Below are 26,989 nucleotides of genomic sequence, written 5' to 3'. Positions count from 1 at the left end.
ACGGCTGAGGTCCAAGCCGCGCGCGTCGACCGTCCACCGGTTCGCCAACAGCACATGAACCGCCACCGTTCAGGACGCGACCAGCTCCGGCAGCTCCGTGGCGGTCGGGATCGCGTCCTCGACCCGGGACGTCCGGAACAGCCACACCACGTCCCGTCCGAACGACCACACCAGCGCCCCCAGCGCCGTCGCGACGACCATGAACTCCATGGCGTGGGGCAGCAGACCCGAAGCGGCGAGCAGCAGGAACACGCCCTGGAGTGCGGCGACCGTCTTGCGGGCCGTGCTCGGGGGCAGCGGGGCGTTCAGCCACGGCCAGACGCGGGCCGCGGCGACGAAGGCGTAGCGCATGGCGCCGATGAGGAGCACCCACGGGCCCAGGGACATCGACACGTACACGCTGAGCACCAGGATCAGGAACGCGTCGACCTCCATGTCGAAGCGCGCGCCCAGGGGGGTGGAGGTTCCGGTGCGGCGGGCCACCTTGCCGTCCACGCCGTCGAGGATCAGCGCCACCGCGGTCAGGCCGACGAACAGCGTCACCGGCGGAGAGCTCTCGAAGGAGTCGGCCACCAGGGCGGTCACCCCGCCGACCAGGATGGAGCGGCCGAGCGTCACCCGGTTGGCGGGGCCGAAGGAGCGGGGACGGGTTCGGTGCAGGGCCCGGGAGAGCACCGCCCAGGTGCCGACGGCGAAGGCCAGGCCGGTCAGCCAGCCCGCCGGCCCCATGCCGATCGCGGTGCCGAGCAGAGCCAGCAACAGGATCTGTACGCCCGCTCCGACAGCGGTCTCCTGCTGTACCAGCCTTGCGTCGTAAGTGTTGTTCAGGGCCACCGAACATCCTCCGGCCGTGTGACAGAGTCGATCAACGCCGCGTACTGTGCGCGACCTGTGCACACCTCGGTACGTGAACCACTTCCCGATCGTTCAGGAGGATGCCGATGAACCGCACCGCGAGGGCGTTCTGGCTCAGCAGCCCGGGTGACGGCGAGATACGGGAGGTCACCCTTCCGGTCCCGGCGCCGGACGAGGTACTGGTCCGCACCCTGTGGTCAGGCGTCAGCCGCGGCACCGAGACCCTCGTCTTCCGGGGCGGTGTGCCGGCGAGCCAGCACGCGGCCATGCGGGCACCCTTCCAGGAGGGCGAGTTCCCCGCCCCCGTGAAGTACGGCTACCTCAACGTCGGAGAGGTGGAGGAGGGCCCGGCGGAACTGGTGGGGCGCACGGTCTTCTGCCTCTATCCGCATCAGACGCGGTACGTCGTCCCGGCCGCCGCCGTCACCGTCGTACCGGACTCCGTGCCCGCCGGGCGGGCGATCCTGGCCGGTACCGTGGAGACGGCCGTCAACGCCCTCTGGGACGCCGCGCCGCTGATCGGGGACCGGATCGCGGTGGTGGGCGGCGGGATGGTGGGCTGCTCGGTGGCCGCGCTCCTCGCCCGCTTCCCCGGCGTACGGGTGCAGCTCGTCGACGCCGATCCGGCCCGCGCGAAGACCGCCGGGGCGCTCGGCGTCGACTTCGCCCTGCCGCGGGACGCGCTGGGGGAGTGCGATCTCGTCGTGCACGCCAGCGCCACCGAACAGGGGCTCGCCCGCGCGCTGGAACTCCTCACCGCCGAGGGCACCGTCCTCGAACTGAGCTGGTACGGCGACCGGCAGGTCAGCCTCCCGCTCGGCGAGGCCTTCCACTCCCGTCGCCTCGTCATCCGCTCCAGCCAGGTCGGCACCGTCTCCCCGGCCCGCCGCTCCAGCCGCACGTACGCCGACCGGCTCGCCCTCGCCCTCGAACTGCTCGCCGACCCGTCACTCGACGCGCTCATCACGGGGGAAAGCGTGTTCGAGGAGTTGCCGGACGTGATGCCCAGGCTCGCGGCGGGGGATATTCCGGCCCTTTGTCACCGCATCAGGTACGACAAGAGCGCCTGACCTGAGAAAAGAGTGAGAGACGGCTGAACACGGGGAAGCGACGAGCCGTACTACACGGCATCCCGGCGGCGATCAGGCCGAGGGGATCAGACGCGCCGCACCTGGAGGGTCGTCCGTTGTTCAGTGTCACCGTCCGCGATCACATCATGATCGCCCACAGCTTCCGCGGCGAGGTCTTCGGACCCGCGCAGCGCCTGCACGGAGCGACGTTCCTCGTCGACGCCACCTTCCGCCGGGAACAGCTGGACGACGACAACATCGTCGTCGACATCGGACTGGCCACCCAGGAACTCGGCGCCGTCGTCGCCGAACTGAACTACCGGAACCTCGACAACGAGCCCGACTTCGCCGGCATCAACACCTCGACGGAGTTCCTCGCCAAGGTCATCGCCGACCGGCTCGCCGAGCGCATCGAGAAGGGCGCGCTCGGCGAAGGGGCCCGCGGAATCGCCGCCATCGGGGTCACGCTCCACGAGTCGCATGTCGCGTGGGCGAGTTACGAGCGTGCGCTGTGACCGACGTGACCTTGGAGAAGGCGCCCGCGGCGCCCGCGCAGCAGCATGTGCAGAAGGCCTCGCAGCAGCCCCCGCAGAAGCCGTCGCGGCAGACCTCGCTCGGCTATGTGCCCGTGCAGCACTCCACCCTGAAGAATGCCGACATCATCCCCATGTCCCTGCGCTCCGTGCACTTCGTCATGCCGGGTGGTGTCGACGACCCGGCGGCCCCCAGCGGCGGCAACGCCTATGACCGGCGGGTGAGTCTGGACCTGCCCGGCTTCGGCTGGCAGGTCCACAAGCACGCCGTGGCCGGCGAGTGGCCCCGCCCGGGTGCTGAGGGCCGAGACGAACTCGCCCGTACATTGCGGGAGTTCACGGACGGCACGGTGGTCCTGCTGGACGGGCTGGTCGCCTGCGGGGTCCCCGAGATCGTCGTCCCCGAGGCGGAACGCCTGCGGCTCGCCGTCCTCGTGCACCTTCCGCTCGGCGACGAGACCGGCCTGGACCCCCTGTCGGCCGCCGAGTTGGACGCCAAGGAGCGCGCCGTGCTGCGGGCGGTCCCGGCGGTCGTCGCCACCAGTGACTGGGCGGTCCGCCGCCTCGTCTCCCACCACGGCCTCGCCCCCGACCGCGTCCATGTCGCCGCCCCCGGTGCCGACATCGCCCCGCTCGCCTCCGGAACCGACGGCGTCTCACGGCTGTTGTGCGTGGCCGCGGTCACGCCCCGCAAGGGACAGCACCGCCTGGTCGAGGCGCTCGCCACGGTCCGGGACCTGCCGTGGAGCTGCGTGTGCGTCGGCGGGCTCGGCCAGGACCCCGAGTACGTCGGTCAACTGCGGTCCCTGATCCGTAAGTACGGCCTGGAGCACCGGCTGGAGCTGGCCGGACCGCAGGCCGGCGCCCAGCTCGACGCCAGCTACGCCGCCGCCGACCTGATGGTCCTCACCTCCTACGCCGAGACCTACGGCATGGCGGTCACCGAGGCCCTCGCCCGCGGCATCCCCGTCCTCGCGACCGACGTGGGCGGGCTGCCCGAGGCGGTCGGACGCGCCCCCGACGGGGGAGTGCCCGGCATCCTCGTCCCGCCGGAGGACCCCGCCGCCCTCGCCGCGGAGCTGCGTGGCTGGTTCAACGAGGCGGACGTACGACGCCGGCTCAAGGCGGCGGCCCGGGGCCGACGGGCCGCGCTGGACGGCTGGGCGACCACGGCCCGCAGCCTGGCCGGAGTACTGGGCCGACTGCCGAACGAACCCAGGAGGGCGGCATGAGGAAGACGGCGACCACGGAGCGCAGCGGCAGGATTCCGGCACAGCCGGGACCTCGGGATGCGACGGGCCACGGTGGTTCGGAGGTGACTGTCGTGTCGGATTCGTCGGTGGGTTCGGTGGCTTCTTCGGTGCCGGACCCGTCCGCGGACTCCGTGGCTTCGTCTGTGCCGGGCCTGTCCGCCGAGTCCGTGATCCCCGGTGCCGGGCCCGCGGCCGGAGTCGCCGCCCGCCCCGGCGAGCGCCCCACCGTGCGGCTGCGCGAGGAAGGCTCCGAGGAGCAGCCGCGCTACGCCCCCGAGTGGCTGGAGCTGCGCGAAGGGGCCGACGCCGCCGCGCGAGCGCTGGACCTGCTGGACCCGCTGCGCATCCGGCTGGCGAACCTGCCCGGCAAGTCCGGCCTGGTCATCCACGACCTGGGCTGCGGCACCGGCTCCATGGGCCGCTGGCTCGCCCCCCGCCTCGACGGCGCCCAGCACTGGGTCCTGCACGACCGCGACCCGTACCTCCTGCACTTCGCCGCCGTCGCCTCCCCGCGCTCCGCCGCAGACGGCAGCCGTGTCACCGTCGAGACCCGGCGCGGCGACGTCGCCCGGCTCACCCCGGACGCCCTCGCCGGTGCCTCCCTGGTGACCGCCTCCGCGCTCCTCGACGTCCTGACCCGCGAGGAGATCGACACCCTCGCCGAGGCCTGCACCGGGGCGGGCTGCCCGGCACTGCTCACCCTGTCGGTGGCCGGCCGCGTCGAACTCACCCCGGCCGACCCGATGGACGCGGAGATCACGGAGGCGTTCAACGCCCACCAGCGCCGCTCCGGCCTCCTCGGCCCGGACTCGGTCACCGCCGCCTGCGAGGCCTTCTCCGAGCGCGGGGCGACGGTACGACTGGACCCCAGCCCCTGGCGTCTCGGCCCCGCCGAGGCCGCGCTCACCGCGCAGTGGCTGCGTGGCTGGGTCGGTGCGGCCGTGGAGCAGCGTCCGGAGCTCGCGGAACGCGCCGGACGCTACCTCCGTGACCGGCTCGCGGCCTGCGAGGCGGGGGAGCTGACCGTCCTGGTGCACCACACCGACCTGCTGGCGCTGTCCCGGCCGACGGGCGGGGCGGCATGAGCGTGGAGACGGTACGGGCCCACGTGCTGCACGGGCCGTCGGGTGAGCGCAAGAACCGGTCGGCCGGAACCGGGTCCGGGACCGAGGCCGGGACACGGATGTCGGCCGGGCCAACCGAACCACCGGGCAGGGACGTTCCTGCCGACGCCGCCACCCTGTCACCGGACACGGCCACCCCCCACACCCCCTGGTGGCGCACGGCCGTGGCCCGTCTCGCGTCACCGGCCGTGCGCACCCAGCTCGGCAGTGCCGTCGGTGTGCTGATCCTCGCCGTGCTGCTGTGGCGGCTCGGCACCGGTGTCTTCCTGGACGGCCTGCGGCGGATCGACGCCGGGACGCTGATCGCCGCCGTCGGGATCGGGGTCGTCACCACCGTGTTCAGCGCCTGGCGCTGGCAGTTGGTGGCCCAGGGCCTCGGCATCCGGCTGCCGCTCGGGCCCGCCGTCGCTGCCTACTACCGTGCCCTCTTCCTGAACGCGGCGCTCCCCGGCGGCGTCCTGGGCGACGTCCACCGGGCGGTGCGGCACGGTCAGAGCACCCGGGACCTCGGGCGCTGTGTGCGGGCCGTCGTCCTCGAACGGGTCGCCGGGCAACTGGCGTTGGCGGCGGTCGGCGCCGTCGTCCTGCTGACCATGCCGTCGCCGGTGCTGGCCCAGAGCCGGCACTTCGCGCCGCTGCTGGTGATCGCCGTGCTGGGGGCGCTGGCCGTTCTGCTCGCCCTGCGGATGAACGGCGTGCCCGCGCGGTGCGGCCGGGTGCTGCGGGAGATGCGCGACGGGCTGCTGTCCCGGCGGAACGGACCCGGTGTCGCCCTGTCGTCCCTCGTCGTCCTCGCCGGGCACATCGCGATGTTCGTGCTCGCCGCGCGCGTCGCCGGGGCCGCCGCCTCCGTCGCCGTGCTGATGCCGATCGCCGTGCTGGCACTGCTCGCCATGGGGCTGCCGCTGAACGTCGGCGGCTGGGGCCCCCGCGAGGGCGTCACCGCCTGGGCGTTCGGCGCGGCCGGCCTGGGCGCGAGCAGCGGGCTGGCGGTCGCGGTCGTGTACGGGGTGCTCAGTCTCGCGGCCAGCCTGCCCGGCGTGCTCGTCCTGCTCGCCCCTCACCCGCGCACGGAAGCGCCTGGATCACCTGACGCACCGGAATCACTGGAATCACCGGAATCGCCCGAGCGGGCGGGTCCGGCGTCGGACGTCTCGGAGGTCTCGGAGGTGAGCAGCGACAAATACGGCCCGAACGAATCCGCCAGGCTCTCCAGCAGCGCCTTGCCCTTTTCCGCCGAACCCAGCGAAGGACGGCCGATGACGCCCGAATCGGTATAGGCGGACATTCCGAGGGTGAGCAGATGGCGACGGTCGTCGGCGACGAAATCGGAGGTCTCGTAACCGGGTCGGACGAATTCGGGATGAGCGTGCAGAAGGATGGAGGTCTCGATTTCCCCCGCGTGCATGTCGGTGAGCAGTGACGTGACCACCCCCGCCCGCTCGCGCGCCGACTCCCAGTCCTCCGCCGCCGGGAACAGTGCCATTTTCTCGCCGCGGGAGGAGGATTCCTGAACGACGTTGCCCAGTACGTAGTTTCCGCCGTGCCCATTGACCACGACGAGGGCCTCCACCCCCGAACGGCGGAGCGAAGCCGCTATGTCCCGTATCACCGCGTGAAGGGTCACCGAGGAGATGCTGACGGTCCCCGCCCAGGCCGCGTGCTCGTGCGAGCAGGAGATCGTCACCGGCGGAAGGAGGTGCACCGGGTACGCCGCGGCGAGCTCCCGTGCGATGGCACAGGCGACCAGGGTGTCGGTCGCCAACGGCAGGTACGGACCGTGCTGTTCGAAGCTCCCGACCGGAAGAACCGCGACCGGTCGTGAGACATTCGCGCCCCGCGTCCGTACGTCCTCCGTGGTGTCCGTCGGCAACGGACCGTATGCCGCCGACCGGTTTGCCGCCGACCGCGCTTGCGAATCACTCATTCTTTCACGGCCTTTCGTCTCTGCTTAGGAACTCGAGAATCATGACAGACAAAATTGGCGTCCTCGGCAAGAAGTCCCCGCAGCGCACCGGCGTCGAACGCGTCGTGAATGCTCCGCTGCCCACCGTGTACGGGCAATTCCGGGCGGTCGGCTACCTCGACCACGACCGCGGTGACGAGCAAGTGGCCCTCGTGCACGGCGAGATCGGCACGGACGACGTCCTGGTCCGGCTGCACTCCGAGTGCCTCACCGGTGACGCCTTCGGCTCCCGGCACTGCGAGTGCGGCGAGCAGCTCGACTCGGCGCTGCGGGCCGTCGTCGCCGAAGGCAGCGGCATCGTCGTCTACTTGCGGGGCCACGAGGGCCGCGGCATCGGCCTGCTCGCCAAGCTGCGCGCGATGGCCCTCCAGGCGGAGGGTCTGGACACCGTCGAGGCGAACCTCGCCCTCGGCCTGCCGGTGGACGCCCGGGACTACGGCGTGGCGGCCGGGATGCTTCAGGACCTGGGGGTGCACAGCGTCCGCCTGATGTCCAACAACCCTGACAAGCGGGAGGCGTTGATACGCCACGGCATCAAGGTCACCGAGACCGTGCCGCTGCTGATCCAGCCGTGCGAGAGCAACATCACCTACCTGCGCACCAAGCGGGAGCGCCTCGACCACCACCTGCCGCACCTGGACGCGGTGGCGCACCTCTCCTGATTACGGGGACCGCGGTCCGGACAGGAAGAGGGGACCGGCCCCGCCGTCGATCTCGACGCGGGCCCCGACGCCGGCCCCGACCCCCTGGGAGGCTCGCCCGTGAGGACGCAGGCACCAGCCATGCAGGCACAAGCCGTTGTGATCGGCGGCGGAGTGATGGGCGCGAGCATCGCCTACCACCTCGCCGCCGCCGGTGTCCGCGACGTCGTCCTCGTCGAACGCGACGAACTCGCCTCAGGTTCCACCTCGAAGGCGGCGGGCGGGGTGCGGGCCCAGTTCTCCGACGAGCTCAACGTGCTGCTCGGGGCGCGCAGCCTGGCCGCGTTCGGCCGGTTCCGGGAGGAGATCGGGTACGACATCGGACTGCACCGCGTGGGCTACCTCTTCCTGCTGTCGACGCCCGAGGACGTCGCCTCCTTCGAGGCGGGCGTACGGCTGCAGAACGCGCTCGGCGTGCCCAGCCGCATGCTCACCCCGCAGGAGGCCCGCAGGCTCTCCCCGCTGATCCGCACCGAGGGCCTCCTCGCCGCCGCCTACTCGCCCGACGACGGCCACTGCACCCCGGAGGCCGTCGTGCACGGCTACGCCTCCGCCGCCCGCGCGCTCGGCGCCCGCGTCCTGCGGCACACCGAGGTCACCGGCATCGAACTGCACGGCGACCGGATCACGGCCGTGTCCACGGCCCTCGGCCGGATCGCCACCGACACGGTGATCTGTGCGGCCGGCCCCTGGTCACGCGCGGTCGGCCGGATGGCGGGCGTGGACCTGCCGGTGGAGCCGCTGCGCCGCCAGATCGCCGTCACCGAGGCGGTCCCGGGCCTGCCGCCCGGCCTGCCCATGACCATAGACTTCAGCTCCACCCTCTACTTCCACCGCGAGGGCCCCGGCCTGCTCCTCGGCATGTCCGACCCCGACGAACGCCCCGGCTTCGCCACCGACCCCCACGACCGCTGGATCCCCCGGCTGGCCGCCGCCATGGAGCACCGCGCCCCCGCCCTCCTCGACCTGCGCCGCACCGGCGGCTGGGCGGGCCTGTACGAGGTCACCCCCGACCACAACGCGCTGATCGGCGAGGCCACTTCGGTCTCCCGTTTCCTGTACGCGACCGGCTTCTCCGGCCACGGATTCCTCCAGGGCCCCGCCGTCGGCGAGGTGATCCATGACCTGTACCTGGGCCGCGTACCCTTCGTGGACGTCAGCCCGTTGCACGCCGGCCGGTTCGCGGCCGACGCCCCGCGCCCGGAGGCCAACTGCGTATGACCGAGCTCCACCTGTGGCTGCGCCACGAGGTCCGTCCCACCGAGCGACGCACCCCGATCGTGCCGTCCGACGCCCGCCGGCTGGCCGGGAGCGGGGTGCGGCTGACCGTCGAGGAGTCCCCGCAGCGGATCTTCCCGATCGAGGAGTACGAGGCGGCCGGCGCCCGGGTCGCGCCCGCGGGGACGTGGGTGTCGGCGCCGCCGGAGGCCGTCGTCCTCGGCCTGAAGGAACTCCCGGACGGGCCCGACCGGTTGGCGCACCGGCACATCTTCTTCGGGCACGCCTACAAGGGGCAGCCGGGCGCCGCCGGCCTGCTGCGCCGGTTCGCCGCCGGGGGCGGGGCCCTGCTCGACCTGGAGTACCTGGTGGACGACACCGGGCGCCGGCTCGCCGCCTTCGGGTACTGGGCCGGATACCTGGGCGCCGCCCTGGCGGTGCTCCAGCACCGGGGCCGGCTCGCCGCGCCGCTGACGCCCACCTCGAAGGAGGAGCTCGACGCGTCGCTCCGGCCCGTGGCCGGGGACGCGGACTTCACCGCGCTGGTGATCGGCGCCCTGGGCCGCAGCGGACGCGGCGCGCGCGGGGCCCTGGAGGCGGCCGGTGTCGCGCCCACCTGCTGGGACCTCGCCGAGACCCGGGACCTGGACCGCCCGGCCCTCCTCGCCCACGACGTCCTGGTCAACTGCGTCCTGGCCACCACCCCCGTGCCGCCCTTCGTCCGCGGAACCGACCTCGACGACCCCGCCCGGCGCCTGCGCACCCTCTCCGACGTCACCTGCGACGTCGGCTCGCCGCTCAACGTCCTGCCGGTCTACGACCGCACCACCGAGTGGACCGAGCCGGTACGCCGGCTGCGCAAGGAGCCCCCGCTCGACCTGATCGCCATCGACAACCTGCCCTCGCTGCTGCCGAGGGAGTCCAGCGAGGACTTCTCCGGCTCGCTGCTGCCCCTGCTGCTCGACTTCGGGACCGACGGCCCGTGGGGGCGCGCTCTGGACCGGTTCCACCAGGCCTGCCGTGAACACGGCATCGCGGAAGGGGAGTTGCCGCATGTCTGACCTCGTTCCCGCGAGCGGCACCGTCCACTGGATCGGCACCGGCTGTCCACCGGCAGCGGGCTGGCGAAGCTGTGCGGGACGGCGGCACGGGTGCGGGTGTGGCACCGCACCGAGGAACGCGCGGCGCAGGCCCTGGACCGGCTGGGCCTCACCGGCCGCGCCGCACCCGGTGCCTACACGCCGGACAAGCTGACGGCGGCCCTGCACCCCGGGGACGTCGTCGTGTCGATGCTGCCCGCGCCCGAGCACACCGCGATCCTGGCGGCCTGTGTCGCCGGGCGCGCGCACTTCGCCTGCTCCAGCTATGTGTCGGACGCGGTGCTCGCCCAGGTCCCCGCCGCCGCCGCGGCCGGGATCGTCGTCCTCACCGAGGCGGGGCTCGACCCGGGCATCGACCACCTCTTCGCGCACAGCCTCGTGGCCCGCGCCCGGGCCGCGATCGGCGACGGCACGGCGGCCTCGTACCGCCTCACCTCCTACTGCGGCGGCATCCCCGCGGTGCCGAACGACTTCAGGTACCGCTTCAGCTGGGCGCCCCTCGGTGTCCTCAACGCCCTGCGCTCGCCCGCCCGTTACCTCGCGGACGGCGCCGAGACCACCGTCGGGCGCCCCTGGGAGGCGACCCGGCGGCACGTCGTCGACGGGGAGGCCTTCGAGGTCTACCCGAACCGCGACAGCGTGCCGTTCGTCGAGCAGTACGGCATGCCGCCCGCCTGGAAGCCGCAGACCTTCGTCCGGGGCACCCTGCGCCTGGAGGGCTGGCTCGAAGCCTGGAGCGCCGTCTTCGAGGAGCTCGCGGCGGGGGACGAGGCCCGGATCGCCGCCCTGGCCCGGGAGCTGGCGGCCGCCCACCCGACGACCGACGCCGACCGGGACCGCGTCGTCCTCGCCGTGTCGCTGGACGTGACCGGTCCGGCGGGGCAGGCGTGGGCCGGCGACTACCTGCTGGACCTGACCGGCGACGAGGAGGAGAGCGCGATGGCCCGCTGCGTCTCGCGCACCCTCGCCCTCGGCGTCCGCCACGTCCTGGACGGCTCGCTGCCGCCCGGCCTGAACCGGGCCGCGGAGACGGCCGCACGGTCGGAGGAATGGCTGCGCGAACTCGCCCTGGACGGTGTGGACTTCACCCTGCGGGTGGACGCCTGATCAACCGGTGACGGCCTCGTGCACCAGCCGCTTCAACTCGGGGTAGAGCGTGTGCGAGCCCTTGGGGCGGACCTGCGTCATGAACTGCACCGTGAGATCACGGCGCGGGTCGACCCAGAACGTCGTCGTGGCGACCCCGCTCCAGCCGTACATGCCGAGGCTCGTGGGGGCCTTGGTGCGCTCGGGGTCGATCACCACGGAGACACCGAGGCCGAAACCGACACCGTCGTTGCCGGGTTCGTCGTGCGCGGGCCGGCTGCCGAAGGCACGCAGGTCGGCGCCGCCGGGAAGGTGGTTCGAGGTCATCAGGTCCACCGTCGCCGCGGACAGCAGCCGTACGCCGTCCAGTTCGCCGCGGCGCCGCAGCAGTTCCATGAACCGGTGGACGTCGTACGCCGAGGCCACCATGCCGCCGCTGCCGGACAGGAAACGGGGGCGCCCGCGCAGCGGCAGACCGGCGATCGGCTCGATGCCGCCGCCCTCGCTCTCCCCGTACAACTCGGCCAGCCTGCCCGCCTGTTCGTCCCGCACCCAGAACCCGGCGTCGGGCATGCCCAGCGGCCCGAAGATCCGTTCGGCGAAGAACGCGTCGAGCGGCTGCCCGGACACCACCTCGATGACGCGGCCCAGAACATTCGTGGCGACCGAGTAGTTCCACTGGGTGCCGGGTTCGAACTGGAGCGGCAGGCTCGCGTACACGTCGACCGTCTCGGCCAGCGTCGAACCGGGCACCACCGAGGAGTCCAGGTGGGCCTCGCGGTACAGGGCGTCGACCGGGTGGGCGCGGTACGAGGCGAAGGTCAGGCCCGCGGTGTGGGTCATCAGGTGCCGGACGAGCACGGGCCGTGCCGGGGGGCGGGTCCTGGTGTCCGCGCCGGAGCCGCTCTCGTAGACCTGGACGTCGGCGAAGGCGGGCACGTGCCGGGCCACCGGATCGTCCAGCGACAGCTTCCCCTCCTCGACCAGGAGTAGCGCGGCGACCGAGGCGACCGGTTTGGTCATGGAGTAGATCCGCCACAGGGTGTCGGAGGTGACGGGCAGCCCGGCCGCCAGGTCGCGGTGGCCGTGCGTGGTGAGGTGCGCGACCCGGCCGCCGCGTGCGACGGCCACCAGGAAGCCCGGCAGCCGCCCTTCGTCCACGTAGTGGGCGACGTGCTGGTCGAGTCGGTCCAGCGCCTTCGCGTCCAGCCCGACCTCACTCGGGTCCACCTCTTGCCGCAGCTGTGCCATCGCTCTCCTCCGCATACGTTCGTCGAGGTGCGATCCGGCATACCCAGCCGCGCCGACCTCAGACCTCATCGTCGCTCAGCAAGCCGTGAACCGCCCTGCGCGCGGCCGTGATCGGTGGGTGCGGCGGGCCACGGGCGCCCCGGCAGCACCCCGCTCGCCACGGCCCCGATCACCGCCACCCCGGCGAGCACCACCAGCGGCCCGTGCCCCAGCAGGGTGGTCGCGACGGCCACGCCCAGCGTGGGCCCGACGTTCATCGCCGTCTGCTGGAGCCCGCCCGCCACCCCGGCCGACTCGACGGGACTGTGCCGGACGACGACATGGGTGGCCGCCACCATCACGGTGCCGAACCCGGCGCCCAGCAGGGCGAATCCGGTGCAGAGCGCGAACGTGCCCGAGGCCCGGTCCAGGAGCAGCACCCCCGCCGCGAGCACGGCCATCGCGGTCACCGCGGTGCGCCGGGCTCCCACCCGGCGCAGCAGGATCGCGCACAGCGGAGCGGCGCCCACCATCAGCACGGCCAACGGCAGGCAGCGTAGGGCGCTTTGGAGCGGGTCGAGACCGAGCGTGTACTGGAGGGTGTACGTGCTCACGAACAACGTGCCCGACAGTGCCGCCGACGCGGCGACCAGGACACCGAGCGCCGGACCGGCGACGGCCCGCGGCAGCAGCGGGCTCGTGGTGCGGCGCTCGTGGCGCAGGAAGGCGGCACCGGCGACCACGGCGGCGACGAGACCGGGCCACCGCAAGGACACCAGCGCATGGACGAGGCATCCCAGGGTCACCGCGAGGAGCACGGCGCCGGGCACGTCCAGCCGCACCCGCGTCGTGGGCGCCGTGTCCCGGCCCGTCAGCGCGAGCAGCCCGAACACCAGCGCCGGAGCGACGTTGAGGAAGAACACCGCCCGCCAGCCGGGCCCGGCCACCAGTACCCCGCCCACCAGCGGCCCCACCGCGGCCGACACCCCGATGGCCGCCGTCCGGACCGCGATCGGCGTGCGCAGCCCGTCCGGCGGGTACGCGGCCCGCAGCATGCCGAGCGTGGCGGGTTGCAGCAGCGCCCCGAACACCCCCTGCACGACCCGCAGTCCGATCACCCAGCCGATCCCCGGCGCCGCCCCGATACCGGCCGACGCCGCCCCGAAGCCGAGCATGCCGACCGCGTACAGCCGCCGATGTCCGTACCGGTCCCCGAGGCGCCCGGCGAACACCAGCAGCCCGGCCACGGCGATGAGATAGCCGGTGCTGGTCCACTGGACCTGCGCGAACGACGCCTTCAAGTCCCTTTGCAGGGTGGGCTGGGCGATGGTGAGGACGGTGCCGTCCAGGGCGACGATCACGGCTCCGACGACACTGCTCGCGAGCGCCAGACGCGGGTTCACCCGTCCTCCCGCCCGAGGTGCGCGTCGAGGGCCGACCGCAGCAGGGGTACGAAGTCGTCGGCTCCGGTGGCCAGTTGGAGACTGCCCCAGTTCCACAGCTGGGCGATGCCGTGCAGGTTCGCCCACAACGCGCCCGCGACCAGCCGGGCCTCCAGGTCGGGGCGGACCCGGCCGACCAGCTCCACCAGACGTCCGAAGAGCGGCAGGCTGGTGTCCCGCAGGCCCAGATGCCCGCTCTCCAGCAGATCGTGACGGAACATCAGCTCGTACATGCCGGGGTTCTCCCGGGCGAACGCCAGGTAGGCGTGGGTGAGCCCGGTGAGCTGGGCGCGCGGACTGGCCGTCCCGTCCCCGGCCACCGCCGTGACCCGCTCCGCCAGTTCGCCGAATCCGCGGCGCGCGATGGCCGACAGCAGCTCCAGGTGGGTCGGGAAGTAGCGGCGCGGGGCACCGTGCGAGACACCCGCCCGGCGTGCGATCTCCCGCAGGGTCAGCGCCTGGGCGCCCTCCCGGGCCACCAACTCCACGCCCGCCTCGACCAGCCGGGCCCGCAGCCCGGTCTCGGATTCATGCATGGACAGTGTCTACCAGCAGCGCGTAGACACTGTCTATCCGGCTTGCGTCGGGGATCCACCAGGGCCACGCCCCGCCGCGACCTGCGGTTGAAGGCCGAGCGGGCGTACGGGATTTCCACCCGGGGGGAGAATCAGGGCTGGGGAGTCCCCGCGGCGCCGGCGAACACCGGCCGCACCGCGCGCACCGGCCGCCCCTGAAATCGGCCGGGACGCACGGGGGCCACCCACTCCGGCTGGTGGGACGCGCGGAGGGCTGGGTCGGCGCCGCTCTTCACTGCTCGTGGGGCCGATGGTCTTGCCGCGGACGACGCCTGTCAACGGTGCGGTGCCCGGCGGTCCTACGACCGCGGGTGCAGGACGGACGACCGATGGTCCCGTGTGCCGCGTGTGCCTAGGCTGCCGAACACGCCCCGCAGCTGAGAAAGAGGTCACGATGCCCGTCAACGGCCGTAGCCACATCCGCGTCGCCCGCCCGTCCCGTGACCTCGCGGCGGCCGAGCGCTTCTGGGCGGGCGGGCTCGGACTCGCCGTCGTCTGGCGGGCCGAGGGCGGCACCGAGCCCGGCGAGCACGACCTCCTGATGCTCGGCTGGCCGGACGCCGGCTGGCACCTGGAACTGGTCCACGAGGCCGCACACCCGGTGGAGCCCCGCCCCACGGAGGAGGACCTCCTGGTGATCTACGTAGACGGCCCCGTCCCCGTCGACCTGGTCACCCGCCTCGAACAGCACGGCGGCAAGCGGGTCTCCTCGCCGAACCCGTACTGGAACCAGTGGGGCGTCACGATCGAGGACCCGGACGGATACCGGCTGGTGCTGTGCGAGCGGGCGTGGTCCAACGCCTGACGCAGGGCGGGAACGCCGGGTCCCCGGAGCCGTGGCGGCGCCCGGGGACCCTCTGGCGGATCAAGCGGAGGGAGCAAATCAGACCGTCACGGTCGCCCGCTCGGCCGTCGTCTCCCGTGCGCGCTCGCCGAGCAGTTCCGTCGGGACCTTGTGGGTCTCGCGGGCCGAGAGCGCCGCGATGATCGGCGGGACGCAGAGCGCCGCGGTGAACAGGGCCACGGCGGACCAGTCGTCGCCGTCCGGGCCGGCGATCTGCGCGGCGAAGGTGACCGCGAAACCGGCCACGGCGAAGCCGATCTGGGTGCCGATGGCCATGCCGGACAGCCGGACCCGGGTCGAGAACATCTCGCCGTAGAAGGACGGCCACACGCCGTTCGCGGCGCTGTAGACCACGCCGAAGGCGAGGATGCCGAGCAGCATCGTGAGCGGGTAGTTGCCCGTGGAGATCGCCCAGAGGTAGAGGAACATCGTGATCGCGCTGCCCACCGCGCCGATCAGGTAGACCGGTCGGCGGCCGACGCGGTCCGACAGGGTCGCCCACAGCGGGATCGCGGCCAGCGCGGCCACGTTGGCCAGCGCGCCCACCCACAGCATCGAGGAGCGGCTCATGCCGACCGAGTCGCTCGTCGCGTAGGCCAGCGCCCACACGGTGAAGATCGTCGACACCGAGGCGATGAGCGCGCCCGCGATCACCCGCAGGACGTCCGCCCAGTGGTGGCGCAGCAGGATCGCCAGCGGCATCTTCACGACACCCTCGGTGGCCGTCTGCTGCTCGAAGGCCGGGGTCTCCTCCAGCTTGCGGCGGATGACGTAGCCGACCACGGCGACCGCGATGCTCAGCCAGAACGGCACCCGCCAGCCCCAGGACAGCAGCTGCTCGTCGGGCAGCGCGGCGATCGGGATGAAGGCGAGCGTGGCGAGCAGCTGACCGCCCTGGGTGCCGCTGAGGGTGAAGCTGGTGAAGAAGCCGCGCCGGTGCGGCGGCGCGTGCTCCAGCGTCATGGAGTTGGCGCTGGCCTGCTCACCGGCGGCGGAGATGCCCTGGAGGACGCGGCACAGGACCAGCAGGACGGGGGCGAGCGTGCCGACCTGGGCGCGGGTGGGGAGACAGCCGATGAGGAACGTCGACAGGCCCATCAGGATCAGCGTGAAGACCATGATCTTCTTGCGGCCGAGCTTGTCGCCGAAGTGCCCCAGGAACAGGGCGCCGACCGGGCGGGCGGCGTAGGCGACACCGAACGTGGCCAGGGACAGCAGGGTCGCGGTGGCCGGGTCGGACTCGTCGAAGAAGACCTCCGGGAAGATCAGCGCGGCCGCGCTGCCGTAGATGAAGAAGTCGTAGTACTCCAGCGCGCTGCCGATCCAGGCGGCCGTCGCCGCCTTCTTCGGCTGGCCGGGCGGCGCGGTGGCGGGGGAGGGGACGGACACGGCGGCTCCTTTGCGGAACTCCAACGTAAGCGGAGAGAGCGGTGGGGAGGGAGAGGGGCCGGGTCTCGTGAACTCCGGCTAATTAACCCACTGGATAGTTAGTCCCGGTGGGTAGGGATGTTGCGCGCGCGTTTCCCCGCTGTCAAGAGGTCGGGTCCCCGGAAGTCGGTCGGCGGCGGTCCGCCGGACTCAGCCGGCGGTGCGGTCCGCCGTCAGGTACGCGATCACCATGTCGCCCAGCATGTTCCGGTAGTGCTCCCGCTGCGCCGGGTCGACCAGGTCGCGGCCGAACAGGGCGCCGAAGGTGTGCCGGTTGGCGACCCGGAAGAAGCAGAAGGAGCTGATCATCGCGTGCAGGTCGACGGCGTCCACGTCGGCCGTGAACAGCCCGGACTCCTGTCCCGACGCCAGGATGCGGCGGATGACGTCCAGGGCGGGCGAGCCGATCCTGCCGAGCTTCTCGGAGGCGGCGATGTGCTCGGCCTCGTGGATGTTCTCGATGCTGACCAGCCGGATGAAGTCGGGGTGCGCCTCATGGTGGTCGAAGGTCAGCTCCGCCAGCCGCCGGATGGCCGCCACCGGGTCGAGGTGCTCGACGTCGAGCTCCTGCTCGGCGTCCCGGATCACGCCGTACGCCCGCTCCAGGACGGCCGTGAAGAGCTGCTCCTTGCCACCGAAGTAGTAGTAGATCATCCGCTTCGTGGTGCGGGTGCGGGCGGCGATGTCGTCCACGCGGGCCCCGGCGAAGCCGACCCGGGCGAACTCGTGCGTGGCCACGTCGAGGATCTCGGCCTTGGTGCGGGCGGCGTCACGGATGCGCCCGTTCGGTCGTGCCGGTTCTTCGACGCTGGTCATCGGCTTCCTTCGGGCGTAGGGCGCGACCGTCCGGCCGCGTGCCGCAGATTCTAGAAGCCCGGCCGGGAGCGTGCCGGTGCGGGCTTCGAGGGCTTCCCAAGCGGAGGCGACCGGTGTTATGACTAACTCACTAGTTCGTACATTGTGAGCCGCACAGGAGGTCCGCGTGGCCAAGGACTCGTATCTCGTCGGTCTGATCGGCGCGGGCATCGGCCCGTCCCTCAGCCCCGCCCTGCACGAGCGGGAGGCGGACCGGCAGGGGCTGCGCTACCTGTACCGGCTGCTCGACATCGACGTCCTCGGCGTCCGGCCCGAGGCGGTCGGCGATCTGGTGTGCTCCGCCCGCACCCTCGGCTTCGACGGGCTCAACATCACGCATCCGTGCAAGCAGCTCGTGATCGAGCACCTGGACGGGCTGTCGGCGCAGGCCGAGGCGCTCGGCGCGGTCAACACCGTCGTCTTCGAGGACGGCCGGGCCGTCGGCCACAACACCGACGTCACCGGCTTCGCCGCCTCTTTCGCCCGCGGCCTGCCCGACGTCCCGCTGGAGCGGGTCGTGCAACTCGGTGCGGGCGGGGCCGGCGCGGCCGTCGCCCACGCCACGCTCACCCTCGGCGCCGGGCGGGTCACCGTCGTCGACGCGCTGGCCGACCGGGCGGCGGGCCTGGCCGGCGCGCTCAACCACCACTTCGGCGCGGGCCGGGCGGCCCACGCGACCCCGGACCGCCTGCCGGGCCTCCTCGCGGAAGCCGACGGCATCGTCCACGCCACCCCCACCGGCATGGCCGCCCACCCCGGCCTGCCCTTCCCGGCCGAGCTCCTCCACCCCGGGCTCTGGGTCGCCGAGGTGGTCTACCGCCCGCTGGAGACGGAGCTGCTGCGCGCCGCCCGGGCGATCGGCTGCGCCACCCTGGACGGCGGCGGAATGGCCGTCTTCCAGGCCGCGGACGCGTTCCGTCTCTTCACCGGCCGGGAACCCGACGCGGCACGCATGCTCGCGGACATCGGGGAACTGGCGGGCGCCGTCGGCGCCGGAAAGTAGAGAGAGGTACCGCAGTGCGTACGTCCATCGCCACCGTCTCCCTCAGCGGTTCCCTCACCGAGAAGCTCACGGCCGCCTCCCGGGCCGGCTTCGACGGCGTGGAGATCTTCGAGAACGACCTGCTCGCCAGCCCCCTCACCCCGGAGGAGATCCGGGCGCGCTGCGCGGACCTCGGGCTGACCGTCGACCTCTACCAGCCGATGCGGGACATGGAGGCGGTACCGGCCGAGGTGTTCGCGGCGAACCTGCGCCGGGCCCGGCACAAGTTCGAGCTGATGGGACGGCTCGGCGCCGACACCGTCCTGGTCTGCTCCAGCGTGCACCCGCTGGCGGTGGACGACGACGCGCTGGCCGCCGGGCAACTGAGCGAACTCGCCTCGCTCGCCCAGGAGTTCGGCATCCGGGTGGCGTACGAGGCGCTGGCCTGGGGGCGGCACGTGAGCACCTACGACCACGCCTGGAGCATCGTCGCGTCCGCCGACCACCCGGCCCTCGGCACCTGCCTGGACAGCTTCCACATCCTGTCCCGCGGCAGCGATCCCAAGGGCATCGAGGACATCCCCGGCGAGAAGATCTTCTTCCTCCAACTGGCCGACGCCCCGCTGCCGGCCATGGACGTCCTCCAGTGGAGCCGCCACTACCGCTGCTTCCCCGGCCAGGGCGGCTTCGACGTGCCGGACCTGGTCCGCCGGGTCCTGCGCACGGGCTACGCGGGCCCGCTCTCCCTGGAGGTCTTCAACGACGTCTACCGCCAGGCCGAGGCCGGCCCGACGGCGGTCGACGCGCACCGCTCCCTGCTGCTCCTTCAGGAGACGGTCGGCGTCACGACCCCGCCGGCGCCCGTCGTCCCCACGGGCGTGGCCTTCGCCGAACTGGTCACGCCGGACGCCGCACCGGTCGCGACGCTGCTGGGCGCCCGCGGCTTCGCCCGGACGGCACGGCACCGCAGCAAGCCGGTCGACCTGTGGCAGCAGGGCGCGGCGCGAGTGCTCGTGAACACGGGGCCGGCCGGACGCCGGGACGGTACGGGCCTCGCCGCGATCGGCCTGGAGTCACCGGACCCGGTGGGGGCCGCCCTGCGGGCGGAGGCGCTGCTGGCGCCGGTGCTGCCGCGGCGGCGCGCCGTCGCGGACGCTCCGCTGGACGCGGTGGCGGCGCCGGACGGCACGGAGCTGTTCTTCTGCGCGACGGACCGTGCCGAACTGCCCGACTGGCGGGCCGACTTCGAGGACGTGCCGCACGAGAGCGGTCCGGGTGGCGTACGGCGCATCGACCATCTCGGGCTCGTCCAGCCCTGGCACCAGTTCGACGAGGCGGCGCTCTTCCACCGCAGCGTGCTCGGGCTGCACGCGCAGGAGAGCGTGGACGTCGCCGACCCGTACGGGCTGATGCGCAGCCGCGCGGTGACGAACGCGGACGGCAGCGTGCGGATCGCGCTGTCGGTGGGGGCGGCACCGGCCGACGACACGGTCCACGCGCAGCACATCGCCCTCGCGACGGACGACGTGGTGGCGGCCGCCCGCCGCTTCGTCGCGGCGGGCGGGCGCCCGCTGCCCATCCCCGCCAACTACTACGACGACCTCGCGGCCCGCTTCGAGTTCGCCGAGGGCGAGTTGGCGACGTACCGCGAGCTCGGCATCCTCTACGACCGGGACGCGCACGGCGAGTTCCGGCACTGCTACACCCGCACGGTGGGGCGGGTCTTCTTCGAACTCGTCCAGCGCGACGGCGGCTACCGCGGATACGGCGCTCAGAACGCGCCGGTCCGGCTGGCCGCGCAGCACACGGCCACTGGCGGCTGACGGTGCGGGTGATGCCACAGCAGGTCGAGGGTGTAGAAGACCGGCTCGAAGTGCGGAGCCTCCGACGCCGTCGCCCCCGACGCGGAAGTCGACCGCCGGCCCCGTCGCGAACGCCCGCCACCCTCGTTCCTCGGCCGGCGTCATGTCGTTGATCTCCCAAACCGGGGACTCTAGTGCCACAACTCCCCATGGCGGCGGTGCGTTCCGGTGAGCCCGTGCACGAAGAACCGCTCGTAGTACTCCCGCTCCACGTGATGTGCCTGGAGCCAGACCCCCGGCACATGGATGGCGTCGGTGTGGGCCGGGAAGCGGCGGTGGGTGCGCAGGACGTACGCGCAGATGTCGCGGGCGCAGTCGATCACCCGCTCCTCGTACTCGCTCGCCTCGGCCAGGTAGCGCTGCCCGTAGTCCTCCTTGTAGATGCGGGTGAAGACGTCCTTGTCGGTGTAGACCCCGCCGGTGCCGAACTTCGAGGCGATGACCGCATCCACCGCGTCCGCCATGGACTTGTGCACGGGGGGACAGGCCGCCGCGATCAGGGGCTCGCCCTCCGGTGACTTCAGCCCGACGGGGTGGGCGCGCAGGGACGCGTACTTGGGCAGCGGGACGTGCCAGCGCCAGATGTCCGGCAGCCGCCAGCGCGGGGTGACGAAGGTGAAGCCGAGCATCCTGCCGTAGGCCCGGGAGAACTTCGGGTCGCCCAGCGCTATCTGAGGGTTGATCGAGGCGTGGATCCAGGCGCCCAGGCCCATCGCCTCCGCCGTCAGCATGAGGTTCTGCAGGAGGAGGTCGGCCTCGATCTGTGTGCGCATGGGGCCCAGCGCGCCCAGCGGGAGCTTGAGGTTCTCGTTGAGGAAGCCGTTGCGCACCCACTTCTTCACGCCCGCCGGACGGTAGAAGTTGCGGTCGTCGACCAACGTCGGCCGGGCGCCATCCGGTTGGGTCAGCAGGTACATCAACGCGTTGATGTACTGGTGGGACAGGTCCACCACCGGGAACAGCACCGTGGTGCCCGGCAGGTTGGACAGGAAGCGGTTGGAGTCCAGGTACGCCGGGAAGTCCCGCTGGGTGACGTCCAGCCGGTGGTCGAGGACGCGTACCTTCGCTTCCCGGGCCCGGGCCAGCAGAGCTCCCTCCGTGAAGGGTTCCTGTGGCGCCGGTGGCAGCTTCCGCAGGTAGTACGTGCCCGTGTCGTTGATCAGGAAGAAGTGCGTGCCCTGCGCGTTGTCGGGGCTGCCCGCGGTCCGTCCGGCCATGGTCAGATTGGGCTTGGCCATGATCGGCGTGCCGTCGCGCGGGTCCTCGAAGGGGCGGTCCGGCATGGTCAGTCCGGTGCAGCCGGTCACCGCGATCAGCAGGGCCTCCTCCAGCTCGGACAGCGGCTCGGGGGAGTGCGGTGAGCGGTAGCTCATCGAGCCGGCCGGCACCGACGCGCCCCGGCTGACCCGGTGCGTACGGCGGTGCCAGAGCGTCTCCAGCAGGGGCCGGGCGAGCAGGTCGCCCAGCCCCGGATGGGCATCGCCCGGACCGGCGTGCGGTTCGTCGGCCGGGTTCACTCATGGCCTCCGTCGCTCGTGGGCCGTACGGTCCGCCACGGCGCGAACGCGCTGGCGTCCCGCGGCAGCAGCGCCGCCAGCTCCGGGCAGTGCCGCAGGATCACGGAGTTCATGCCGCTGCTCTCCACCCAGTCGATGCCGAGCGGGGTGTACACCTCGGGCCGGTAGTCGACGTTGAGGAAGCGGTCGGACTGCAGCCGCCTGCTCGCCATCAGGATGAAGATGCGGAAGGCGGTGTCGCTGAAGCCGAAGCCGGTCGGCGGGTTCTCCCCGAACAGGCCCACCACCGTGTCGATCTCGTCGACCGAGCGGTACACCTCCTTCAGCCGCGCCAGCGTCTCGGCGTTCTCGGTGAGTTCCTCGAAGGAGCGGATGCGCTTCTTGTGCAGCCCCTCGCGGAAGTCGTTGTACCGCGGGACGCCGCGCCGCCGCGTGCGGACCAGGTCCACCACCGACAGGTCGATGATCTAGCCGTCCCGCTCGAACTGCTGGAGCGCCCGCGGGAAGTTGTGCAGCGTGATCGCGCCCGGGTGGGCGATGCCGAAGGAGTACAGCGAGTTCGCCAGGCCCGTCTTGCGGATCTGCGACTCCGCCGCGGTCCCCTGGATGTCCAGGAAGCCGACCGTCTCCAGACGCTGCCCGAAGTGGTGCTCGCGCAGCTCGAAGTCGTCCGGGACCAGCGGGTGCATGCGGTAGACGGTGACGAAGTCCTCGGTCAGCGAGTACGGCGCCGTGTGGTGGTCGGGGAGGGTCTTCGGGATGCCGGTCAGCGAGTGCGCCTCGAACAGCCACAGGCCCAGCTGGTTGAGCCACTTCCTGGGCGGGCCCTGCCAGTTGGTCTTCAGCGCGATGTCGATCGCCTCGGTGGCCAGGATCGCCGGGGTCCACTCCACCGTGTGGATCTTCGCGATGAGCGCCGACACCACCAGACGTGCCGTGTGGTGGATCCGCTCCTCGCCCATCCCCGGGTACTCCGCGCGCAGCGCCGCGCACACCGCGTTGTGCTCCCGGGCGAACAACGTGTGCATGACGCTCAGGCCCATCCACCAGCTCTCGTTGAAGCCGGTCAACGGGATCGAGCCGTTCGTCCCCGTCGGCAGGTGGCCGTCCTCCAGGCGGAGTTCGGCACGCCCGTCGGCCTCGCGCAGGAAGCGCGCGGTCTGCTCGTCGGCGCCGTACACCTCGGAGCCGTCCCACCAGTGCGAGGCGACGTTGCCGAACAGGACCGGCGGCCGGCCGCCCGGCTGTTCGAGGCCCTCGTTCTCGGCGAACCGCATCACCGACTCGGCGGGCCCGCCCGGCGTGTTGTGCCACGGTCCGCTCCCGGGCGGCAGCGGCACCTCGACACTGCGCTCACCGGTCTTGTACCGCCGGTGGTTGACCCAGTCGTGCACCTGGAACTGGATCCAGGCCGCGGCCAGCACATTGAGCGAGGTCGCGGGCACGAAGCTCTCGCGGTACAGCAGCTGGCGGCTCACCGTGACCGGGTTCGGGGTGTCGAAGAGGTCCGGGCGGTACACGGGCCTCAGGTTGCGGCCGAAGGCGGAGCCGACCGCGCCCATCGCCGGGGCCGACAGGTCGTTGTACGTCCCGTCGTACGACCGCTCGCCGCGCAGCCGCTCCGGGATCGGCGCCGGCACCCGCTGGGCGGCCGGGGGCGCCTCGCGCGGCTCGGTGTCGATCAGGTTGCGGCGCCGCAGCACCTTGCGCAGGAACACCAGGTTCAGCAGGCTCAGTTGCAACGGCAGCCGGTGCCAGGGGACATACCGGTTCAGCAGCGCGAACGCGGCCTCCATGGGGCGGCCGAGTATCCGGTTGCGTATCGGTTCCTCGGTGACGAACCGCAGGCCCAGCCGGTGTGCGCTGCCCGCCTGGTACGCCGCCTTGCGGGACCGGTTGATGTTGCCGAGCGGACGGAACTCGTCGGTGGTGTACCAGGGGTTGAAGGCCAGGTCCTCGATGCGGCGGGCTGCGGCGCGGGCCTCGGCCGAGGTGAGGTCCTGGCTCGGGATGGTGAGCCGGGCGACCGGCAGCGCGGGCGCGACGGCGTCCTTCCACTCCACCGAGGCGTCCTCGACCGGAGTGCGCCGCTCGTCCACGAACCGCTGCACGCACAGGTCGTAGCTCACGTCCGTCTGCGCGAGCCGGCGCGCGAACTCCCGGTGCAGCAGGTCCGGGTCACGGCGGTCCGGGGTGGGCGCGGGCGGGCTGCCCGGGGCGGGACGCAGCAGATAGCGCACGGGTCCCGCCTCGCCCCACAGGATGGCGCCGCGGCTCCAGAACGTCTCCCCGGCGAGGGAGTCCACGGTGTGCCGGGTCGCGGCCCGCACATTGCGCCGCATCCGGTTGGCCGTCCCCAGCCCCACGGCCAGCGGCAGCTTCACGAACAGCCCGAACGCCTTCTGCAACGGGTTGCGCGCACCGGCCATCGCCTTGGCGAACGCCACGAACTCCCGTGCGTTGCGGGCGTGCGAGACCGGATAGCTGGTCGCCAGCAGGTCATGGCTCTCCTCGTCCGACACCTGCACCCGCACCGCCGCGCCCCGCAGATCGGGCGAGCCGTCGCCCTGCCGGATGCCGCTCGCGTTGGACAGCCGTACCACCGCCGGATACTCGGCGCCCGGCTGGGCGAACCCGACGCGCAGCGCCGCAGGAAGGTCGTCGTGGAAACGCAGCCGGGCGTTCTCCACGGCCACCGGCGCCTTGGCATGGAACGCGCGAGAGATCCCGCCGCCCCCGGCCCGCCGGTTCCTGACCTGCACCTCCATCAGTTCGCGGGCCAACTGCTCGAAGACCAGCCGTTCCGCCTCCGGACTGCCGCCCTCGTACCGTTCGTAACGTTGCTGCTCGTGCTGCCCGGTCTCGGTCATCGGTCGCTTCCTTCACACGGACGCGTACGGGACAGGGCCCGGCCCGCACCCTTCGCGGGGTGCGCACCGGACAGGGGCAAGCACGCTATCGACGGCCGGAAGGCGCCCGCAGCGAAGGTTCGCGCCGATGTGCGCCCCCTTGCGCCGCATGCGAACAATTGCACGATCGGCGGTGATCGGGCACGTCAGCGGGGCGCCCGTGACGCCCCGCCCGCCTCCGCGGCCCGCCCCGCGCCGCCCCCGAATCCCAGCAACCCCACCCGGCCGCACCCGCGTTGGCCGGTCAGTGACGCCCCTTCGGTTGACGCCGGAGGGGCGCGGTGGTGTGCTCCACGTCCCTGACCCGCAGACGTCCGGGGGAGGTCCGTACATGCGGGACGACCACGTCAAGGGGCCCACGTTCGCGGCACTGCGCCCCTGCAAACCCGAGACCGATCCGAGCGGCTTCCCGGTCTACCCCGACCTGGTGGAACGGCTCGCCGACGCCAAGCACCAGCCCGACCCCGACGGTGTCCTGCCGCACGTCATGGCGACCTGCTCGGCCTACGCCTACGCCGGCTTCCAGCAGCGCGGCGACCCGGAGACCCTGGCCATGATCATGACCCGGCTGGGCCTCGACGAGAACGACACCCGGGTCTTCGAACAGCGCGTGGACGCCCTCTACATCGCCTCCGCCGCCTATCTGATCCAGGACAAGGACCGGCGCGTCGCGATCCTCTGCTACCGGGGCACCCAGCCCGAGGACATCATCAGCATCCTCACCGACGCCGACGTACGCCCCGAGATGCTCGCCGTGGAGCTGGAGGGCCGCCGCCACGAGGTGCACGCCGGCTTCTACCGCAACGTCCGCGCCACCCGCCACCTCGTCATCGAGGCCCTGGAACGCGCCCTGCGCGGCGAGTCCGTCAACGCCGAGGAACACGGCACCAAGGGCGACGGCCTGGAGGCCCTGTACCTCACCGGGCACAGTCTCGGCGCCGCCATGGCCGCGATCATGGCGATCACGCTGGTGCACGAGCCCCGCTACCGGCACATCGCCGAGCGGCTCAAGGGCGTCTACACCTTCGGCCAGCCGATGGTCGGCGGCCCCGACCTCGCCCGCGCCTGCGAGGAGGCGCCGGGGCCGCACGACACGCATGTGCTGCGCGACCGGCTGATCCGCTACATCTTCGACCGGGACGTCGTCCCGGCCCTGCCGCCCCGCCCGGTCGGCCCGTACGCGCCCTTCGGCCGGGAGTTCCACTACCGCAGGCCCCGCGGCCTGACGGACGCGGCGCTCACCTTCGCCGCCGACTCGGCGATCGAGGCGCTCACCCTGCCGGGGGACGTCGCGCGGACGGCCGCGGGCCGCGACTGGGAAGGGCTGGCGGTGCGCTGCACGGACGGGGTGCGCCGGGCGGTACGTCCCCTGCTGCGGCCCCGCACGCCGGGCTGGACGGAGGTCACGGAACCGGGCCTGCACTACCCCCAGATGGACAGCCTCGCCGGTCTCGCGGTCGTCGCGCCGCTCGCCTTCTTCGCCACCCGGCTGGCGCTGACCCGGACCATCCCGTTCAAGTACTCCTTCGACGACCACGGCCCGGGCCACTACGTCAACTCCCTCGCCCCACCAGGGGTGTTGAGCGAGTTCGGCGACGTGTTGTAGCCCGGGCCGGATGCGTGCTCAGGGTCTGCTGTTCCACTCGGAGATCACGGGACGGCCGTGCTCCGTGGACAGCCGGCTCACGGTGCCGGTCGCGAGCTGGAACAGCCGCCCGTCCGCCGGTGCGAGCCCGAGCCTGCGGGCCGTGAGGACCCGCAGGAAGTGGGCGTGCGCCACGAGGATCACGTCCCCCTGCGGAAGGGCCGTGTCGACGCGGGCCAGTACCCGGTCGGCGCGGGCGCCGACCTCGGCCGGCGACTCGCCCGGATGGCCCTCGGGGCCGGGCGGCACGCCGTCCGTCCACAGGTACCAGTCGGGGCGGGTGCGGCGGATGTCGACGGTGGTGACGCCCTCGTAGCCGCCGTAGTCCCATTCGTGCAGGTCGTCGTAGGGCGATGCCCCGGCGATGCCCGCGAGTTCTGCGGTGCGTATCGCGCGGTCCAGCGGGCTGGTCAGCGCGAGCGAGAAGGGCCGTCCGGACAGGAGCGGGGCGAGCGCCTTGGCCTGTTCCTCACCGTGTGTGGTGAGGGGCAGGTCGGTCCAGCTGGTGTGCTGTCCCGACACGCTCCACTCCGTCTCCCCGTGGCGGACCAGCAGGAGATCGCCCATGGTGTGCCTACTTCGACTCGACCGCGTGGCCGCCGAACTGGTTGCGCAGCGCCGCGATCATCTTCATCTGCGGCGAGTCGTCCTGGCGGGACGCGAACCGCGCGAACAGGGAGGCCGTGATCGCGGGCAGCGGCACGGCGTTGTCGATGGCGGCCTCGACGGTCCAGCGGCCCTCGCCGGAGTCCTCCGCGAAGCCGCGCAGCTTGTCGAGGTGCTCGTCGTCGTCC

At 72.5% G+C, this 26,989-nt stretch carries 20 protein-coding genes and 4 pseudogenes; 13 read left to right on the top strand and 11 right to left on the bottom strand.

The window, feature by feature from the left end; all coding sequences use genetic code 11:
• Positions 1-69: 69 nt before the first annotated feature.
• The gene (locus tag DI272_RS08620; RefSeq protein ID WP_109494773.1) at positions 70-834 is read right to left on the bottom strand and encodes a CDP-alcohol phosphatidyltransferase family protein; all 765 of its coding nucleotides are present in this window, start codon (positions 832-834) and stop codon (positions 70-72) included.
• 107 nt (positions 835-941) lie between these two features.
• Here DI272_RS08620 and DI272_RS08615 point away from each other — a divergent pair, with 107 nt between their 5' ends.
• The 5 genes and pseudogenes from DI272_RS08615 to DI272_RS45160 all read left to right on the top strand — a co-directional run.
• Positions 942-1,925, top strand: coding sequence for a zinc-binding alcohol dehydrogenase (locus tag DI272_RS08615; protein WP_109494772.1), 984 nt, complete (start codon positions 942-944; stop codon positions 1,923-1,925).
• Between the two features lie 116 nt (positions 1,926-2,041).
• Entirely contained in the window at positions 2,042-2,440 is a 399-nt protein-coding gene (locus tag DI272_RS08610; protein WP_079309409.1) for a 6-carboxytetrahydropterin synthase, read from the top strand.
• Between the two features lie 47 nt (positions 2,441-2,487).
• Positions 2,488-3,690 (top strand): glycosyltransferase family 4 protein, encoded by a 1,203-nt coding sequence (locus DI272_RS08605; protein ID WP_258314870.1) that lies wholly within the window; start codon positions 2,488-2,490, stop codon positions 3,688-3,690.
• On the top strand, positions 3,687-4,796 hold the full coding sequence (locus DI272_RS08600; RefSeq protein WP_109494771.1) for a class I SAM-dependent methyltransferase: 1,110 nt from the start codon (positions 3,687-3,689) through the stop codon (positions 4,794-4,796). The genes DI272_RS08605 and DI272_RS08600 overlap by 4 nt, the downstream gene beginning before the upstream one ends.
• Positions 4,793-5,809: pseudogene (locus DI272_RS45160) on the top strand (YbhN family protein); the annotation flags it as partial. The gene DI272_RS08600 and the pseudogene DI272_RS45160, both read left to right, overlap by 4 nt.
• An 86-nt stretch (positions 5,810-5,895) precedes the next feature.
• On the opposite strand, the gene DI272_RS08590 reads toward DI272_RS45160, so the two are convergent.
• On the bottom strand, positions 5,896-6,762 hold the full coding sequence (locus DI272_RS08590; RefSeq protein ID WP_109494769.1) for a creatininase family protein: 867 nt from the start codon (positions 6,760-6,762) through the stop codon (positions 5,896-5,898).
• 41 nt (positions 6,763-6,803) lie between these two features.
• Between DI272_RS08590 and ribA the strand changes: the two genes are divergently transcribed.
• From ribA to DI272_RS08570, 4 genes and pseudogenes are all read left to right on the top strand, one after another.
• On the top strand, positions 6,804-7,463 hold the full coding sequence (gene ribA / locus DI272_RS08585) for a GTP cyclohydrolase II (RefSeq protein ID WP_109494768.1): 660 nt from the start codon (positions 6,804-6,806) through the stop codon (positions 7,461-7,463).
• Positions 7,464-7,583: 120 nt separating this feature from the next.
• Positions 7,584-8,723 carry an FAD-binding oxidoreductase gene (locus DI272_RS08580; RefSeq protein WP_109494767.1) on the top strand — a complete coding sequence of 380 codons (1,140 nt, stop codon included), beginning with the start codon at positions 7,584-7,586 and terminating at the stop codon, positions 8,721-8,723.
• Positions 8,720-9,781 (top strand): saccharopine dehydrogenase, encoded by a 1,062-nt coding sequence (locus DI272_RS08575; RefSeq protein ID WP_109494766.1) that lies wholly within the window; start codon positions 8,720-8,722, stop codon positions 9,779-9,781. The genes DI272_RS08580 and DI272_RS08575 overlap by 4 nt, the downstream gene beginning before the upstream one ends.
• A pseudogene (locus DI272_RS08570) lies at positions 9,774-10,927 on the top strand (saccharopine dehydrogenase family protein). Before DI272_RS08575 ends, DI272_RS08570 begins: the two are co-directional and overlap by 8 nt.
• Here the strand turns inward: DI272_RS08570 and DI272_RS08565 are convergent.
• The 3 genes from DI272_RS08565 to DI272_RS08555 all read right to left on the bottom strand — a co-directional run bounded on the left by DI272_RS08565 (position 10,928) and on the right by DI272_RS08555 (position 14,114).
• Positions 10,928-12,157, bottom strand: coding sequence for a serine hydrolase (locus tag DI272_RS08565; RefSeq protein WP_109494765.1), 1,230 nt, complete (start codon positions 12,155-12,157; stop codon positions 10,928-10,930). It lies immediately after the preceding pseudogene.
• Positions 12,158-12,222: 65 nt separating this feature from the next.
• Positions 12,223-13,539: an MFS transporter gene (locus tag DI272_RS08560; RefSeq protein WP_109494764.1), complete on the bottom strand. Its 1,317-nt coding sequence runs from the start codon at positions 13,537-13,539 to the stop codon at positions 12,223-12,225.
• Positions 13,536-14,114, bottom strand: a complete 579-nt coding sequence (locus tag DI272_RS08555; protein ID WP_109494763.1) for a TetR/AcrR family transcriptional regulator — start codon at positions 14,112-14,114, stop codon at positions 13,536-13,538. Before DI272_RS08555 ends, DI272_RS08560 begins: the two co-directional genes overlap by 4 nt.
• Before the next feature lie 433 nt (positions 14,115-14,547).
• Between DI272_RS08555 and DI272_RS08550 the strand changes: the two genes are divergently transcribed.
• On the top strand, positions 14,548-14,958 hold the full coding sequence (locus DI272_RS08550) for a VOC family protein (RefSeq protein ID WP_109494762.1): 411 nt from the start codon (positions 14,548-14,550) through the stop codon (positions 14,956-14,958).
• Positions 14,959-15,036: 78 nt separating this feature from the next.
• On the opposite strand, the gene DI272_RS08545 is transcribed toward DI272_RS08550, so the two are convergent.
• Both DI272_RS08545 and DI272_RS08540 read right to left on the bottom strand, forming a co-directional pair.
• Positions 15,037-16,386: an MFS transporter gene (locus DI272_RS08545; protein WP_109494761.1), complete on the bottom strand. Its 1,350-nt coding sequence runs from the start codon at positions 16,384-16,386 to the stop codon at positions 15,037-15,039.
• A gap of 189 nt (positions 16,387-16,575) precedes the next feature.
• Positions 16,576-17,241 carry a TetR/AcrR family transcriptional regulator gene (locus DI272_RS08540; RefSeq protein ID WP_109494760.1) on the bottom strand — a complete coding sequence of 222 codons (666 nt, stop codon included), beginning with the start codon at positions 17,239-17,241 and terminating at the stop codon, positions 16,576-16,578.
• 166 nt (positions 17,242-17,407) lie between these two features.
• Between DI272_RS08540 and DI272_RS08535 the strand changes: the two genes are divergently transcribed.
• The gene (locus tag DI272_RS08535) at positions 17,408-18,283 is read left to right on the top strand and encodes a shikimate dehydrogenase (protein WP_109494759.1); all 876 of its coding nucleotides are present in this window, start codon (positions 17,408-17,410) and stop codon (positions 18,281-18,283) included.
• Positions 18,284-18,297: 14 nt separating this feature from the next.
• Positions 18,298-20,085: a bifunctional sugar phosphate isomerase/epimerase/4-hydroxyphenylpyruvate dioxygenase family protein gene (locus DI272_RS08530; protein ID WP_109494758.1), complete on the top strand. Its 1,788-nt coding sequence runs from the start codon at positions 18,298-18,300 to the stop codon at positions 20,083-20,085.
• 170 nt (positions 20,086-20,255) lie between these two features.
• Here DI272_RS08530 and DI272_RS08525 read toward each other — a convergent pair whose 3' ends face one another.
• Together DI272_RS08525 and DI272_RS08520 are read right to left on the bottom strand one after the other, a co-directional pair.
• Positions 20,256-21,641, bottom strand: a complete 1,386-nt coding sequence (locus DI272_RS08525) for a hypothetical protein (RefSeq protein WP_109494757.1) — start codon at positions 21,639-21,641, stop codon at positions 20,256-20,258.
• Positions 21,638-24,511 (bottom strand): annotated as a pseudogene (locus DI272_RS08520) (peroxidase family protein). Before DI272_RS08520 ends, DI272_RS08525 begins: the two are co-directional and overlap by 4 nt.
• Positions 24,512-24,881: 370 nt before the next feature.
• On the opposite strand from DI272_RS08520, the gene DI272_RS08515 reads away from it, so the two are divergent.
• A complete protein-coding gene (locus DI272_RS08515) occupies positions 24,882-26,156 on the top strand; it encodes a lipase family protein (RefSeq protein ID WP_181387125.1) in 1,275 nt (424 codons plus the stop codon).
• Between the two features lie 18 nt (positions 26,157-26,174).
• Here the strand turns inward: DI272_RS08515 and DI272_RS08510 are convergent, their stop codons facing one another.
• Both DI272_RS08510 and DI272_RS45155 read right to left on the bottom strand, forming a co-directional pair.
• Positions 26,175-26,762, bottom strand: coding sequence for a histidine phosphatase family protein (locus DI272_RS08510; protein ID WP_109494755.1), 588 nt, complete (start codon positions 26,760-26,762; stop codon positions 26,175-26,177).
• Positions 26,763-26,769: 7 nt separating this feature from the next.
• Positions 26,770-26,989, bottom strand: a pseudogene (locus tag DI272_RS45155) (6-phosphogluconate dehydrogenase); the annotation flags it as partial.

It is taken from the genome of Streptomyces sp. Act143, from assembly GCF_003143935.1.
In the GTDB taxonomy this organism is placed as follows: domain Bacteria; phylum Actinomycetota; class Actinomycetes; order Streptomycetales; family Streptomycetaceae; genus Streptomyces.
The sequence above is the reverse complement of the archived record's forward strand: the minus strand, read 5'-3'. Positions and strand labels throughout refer to the sequence as shown.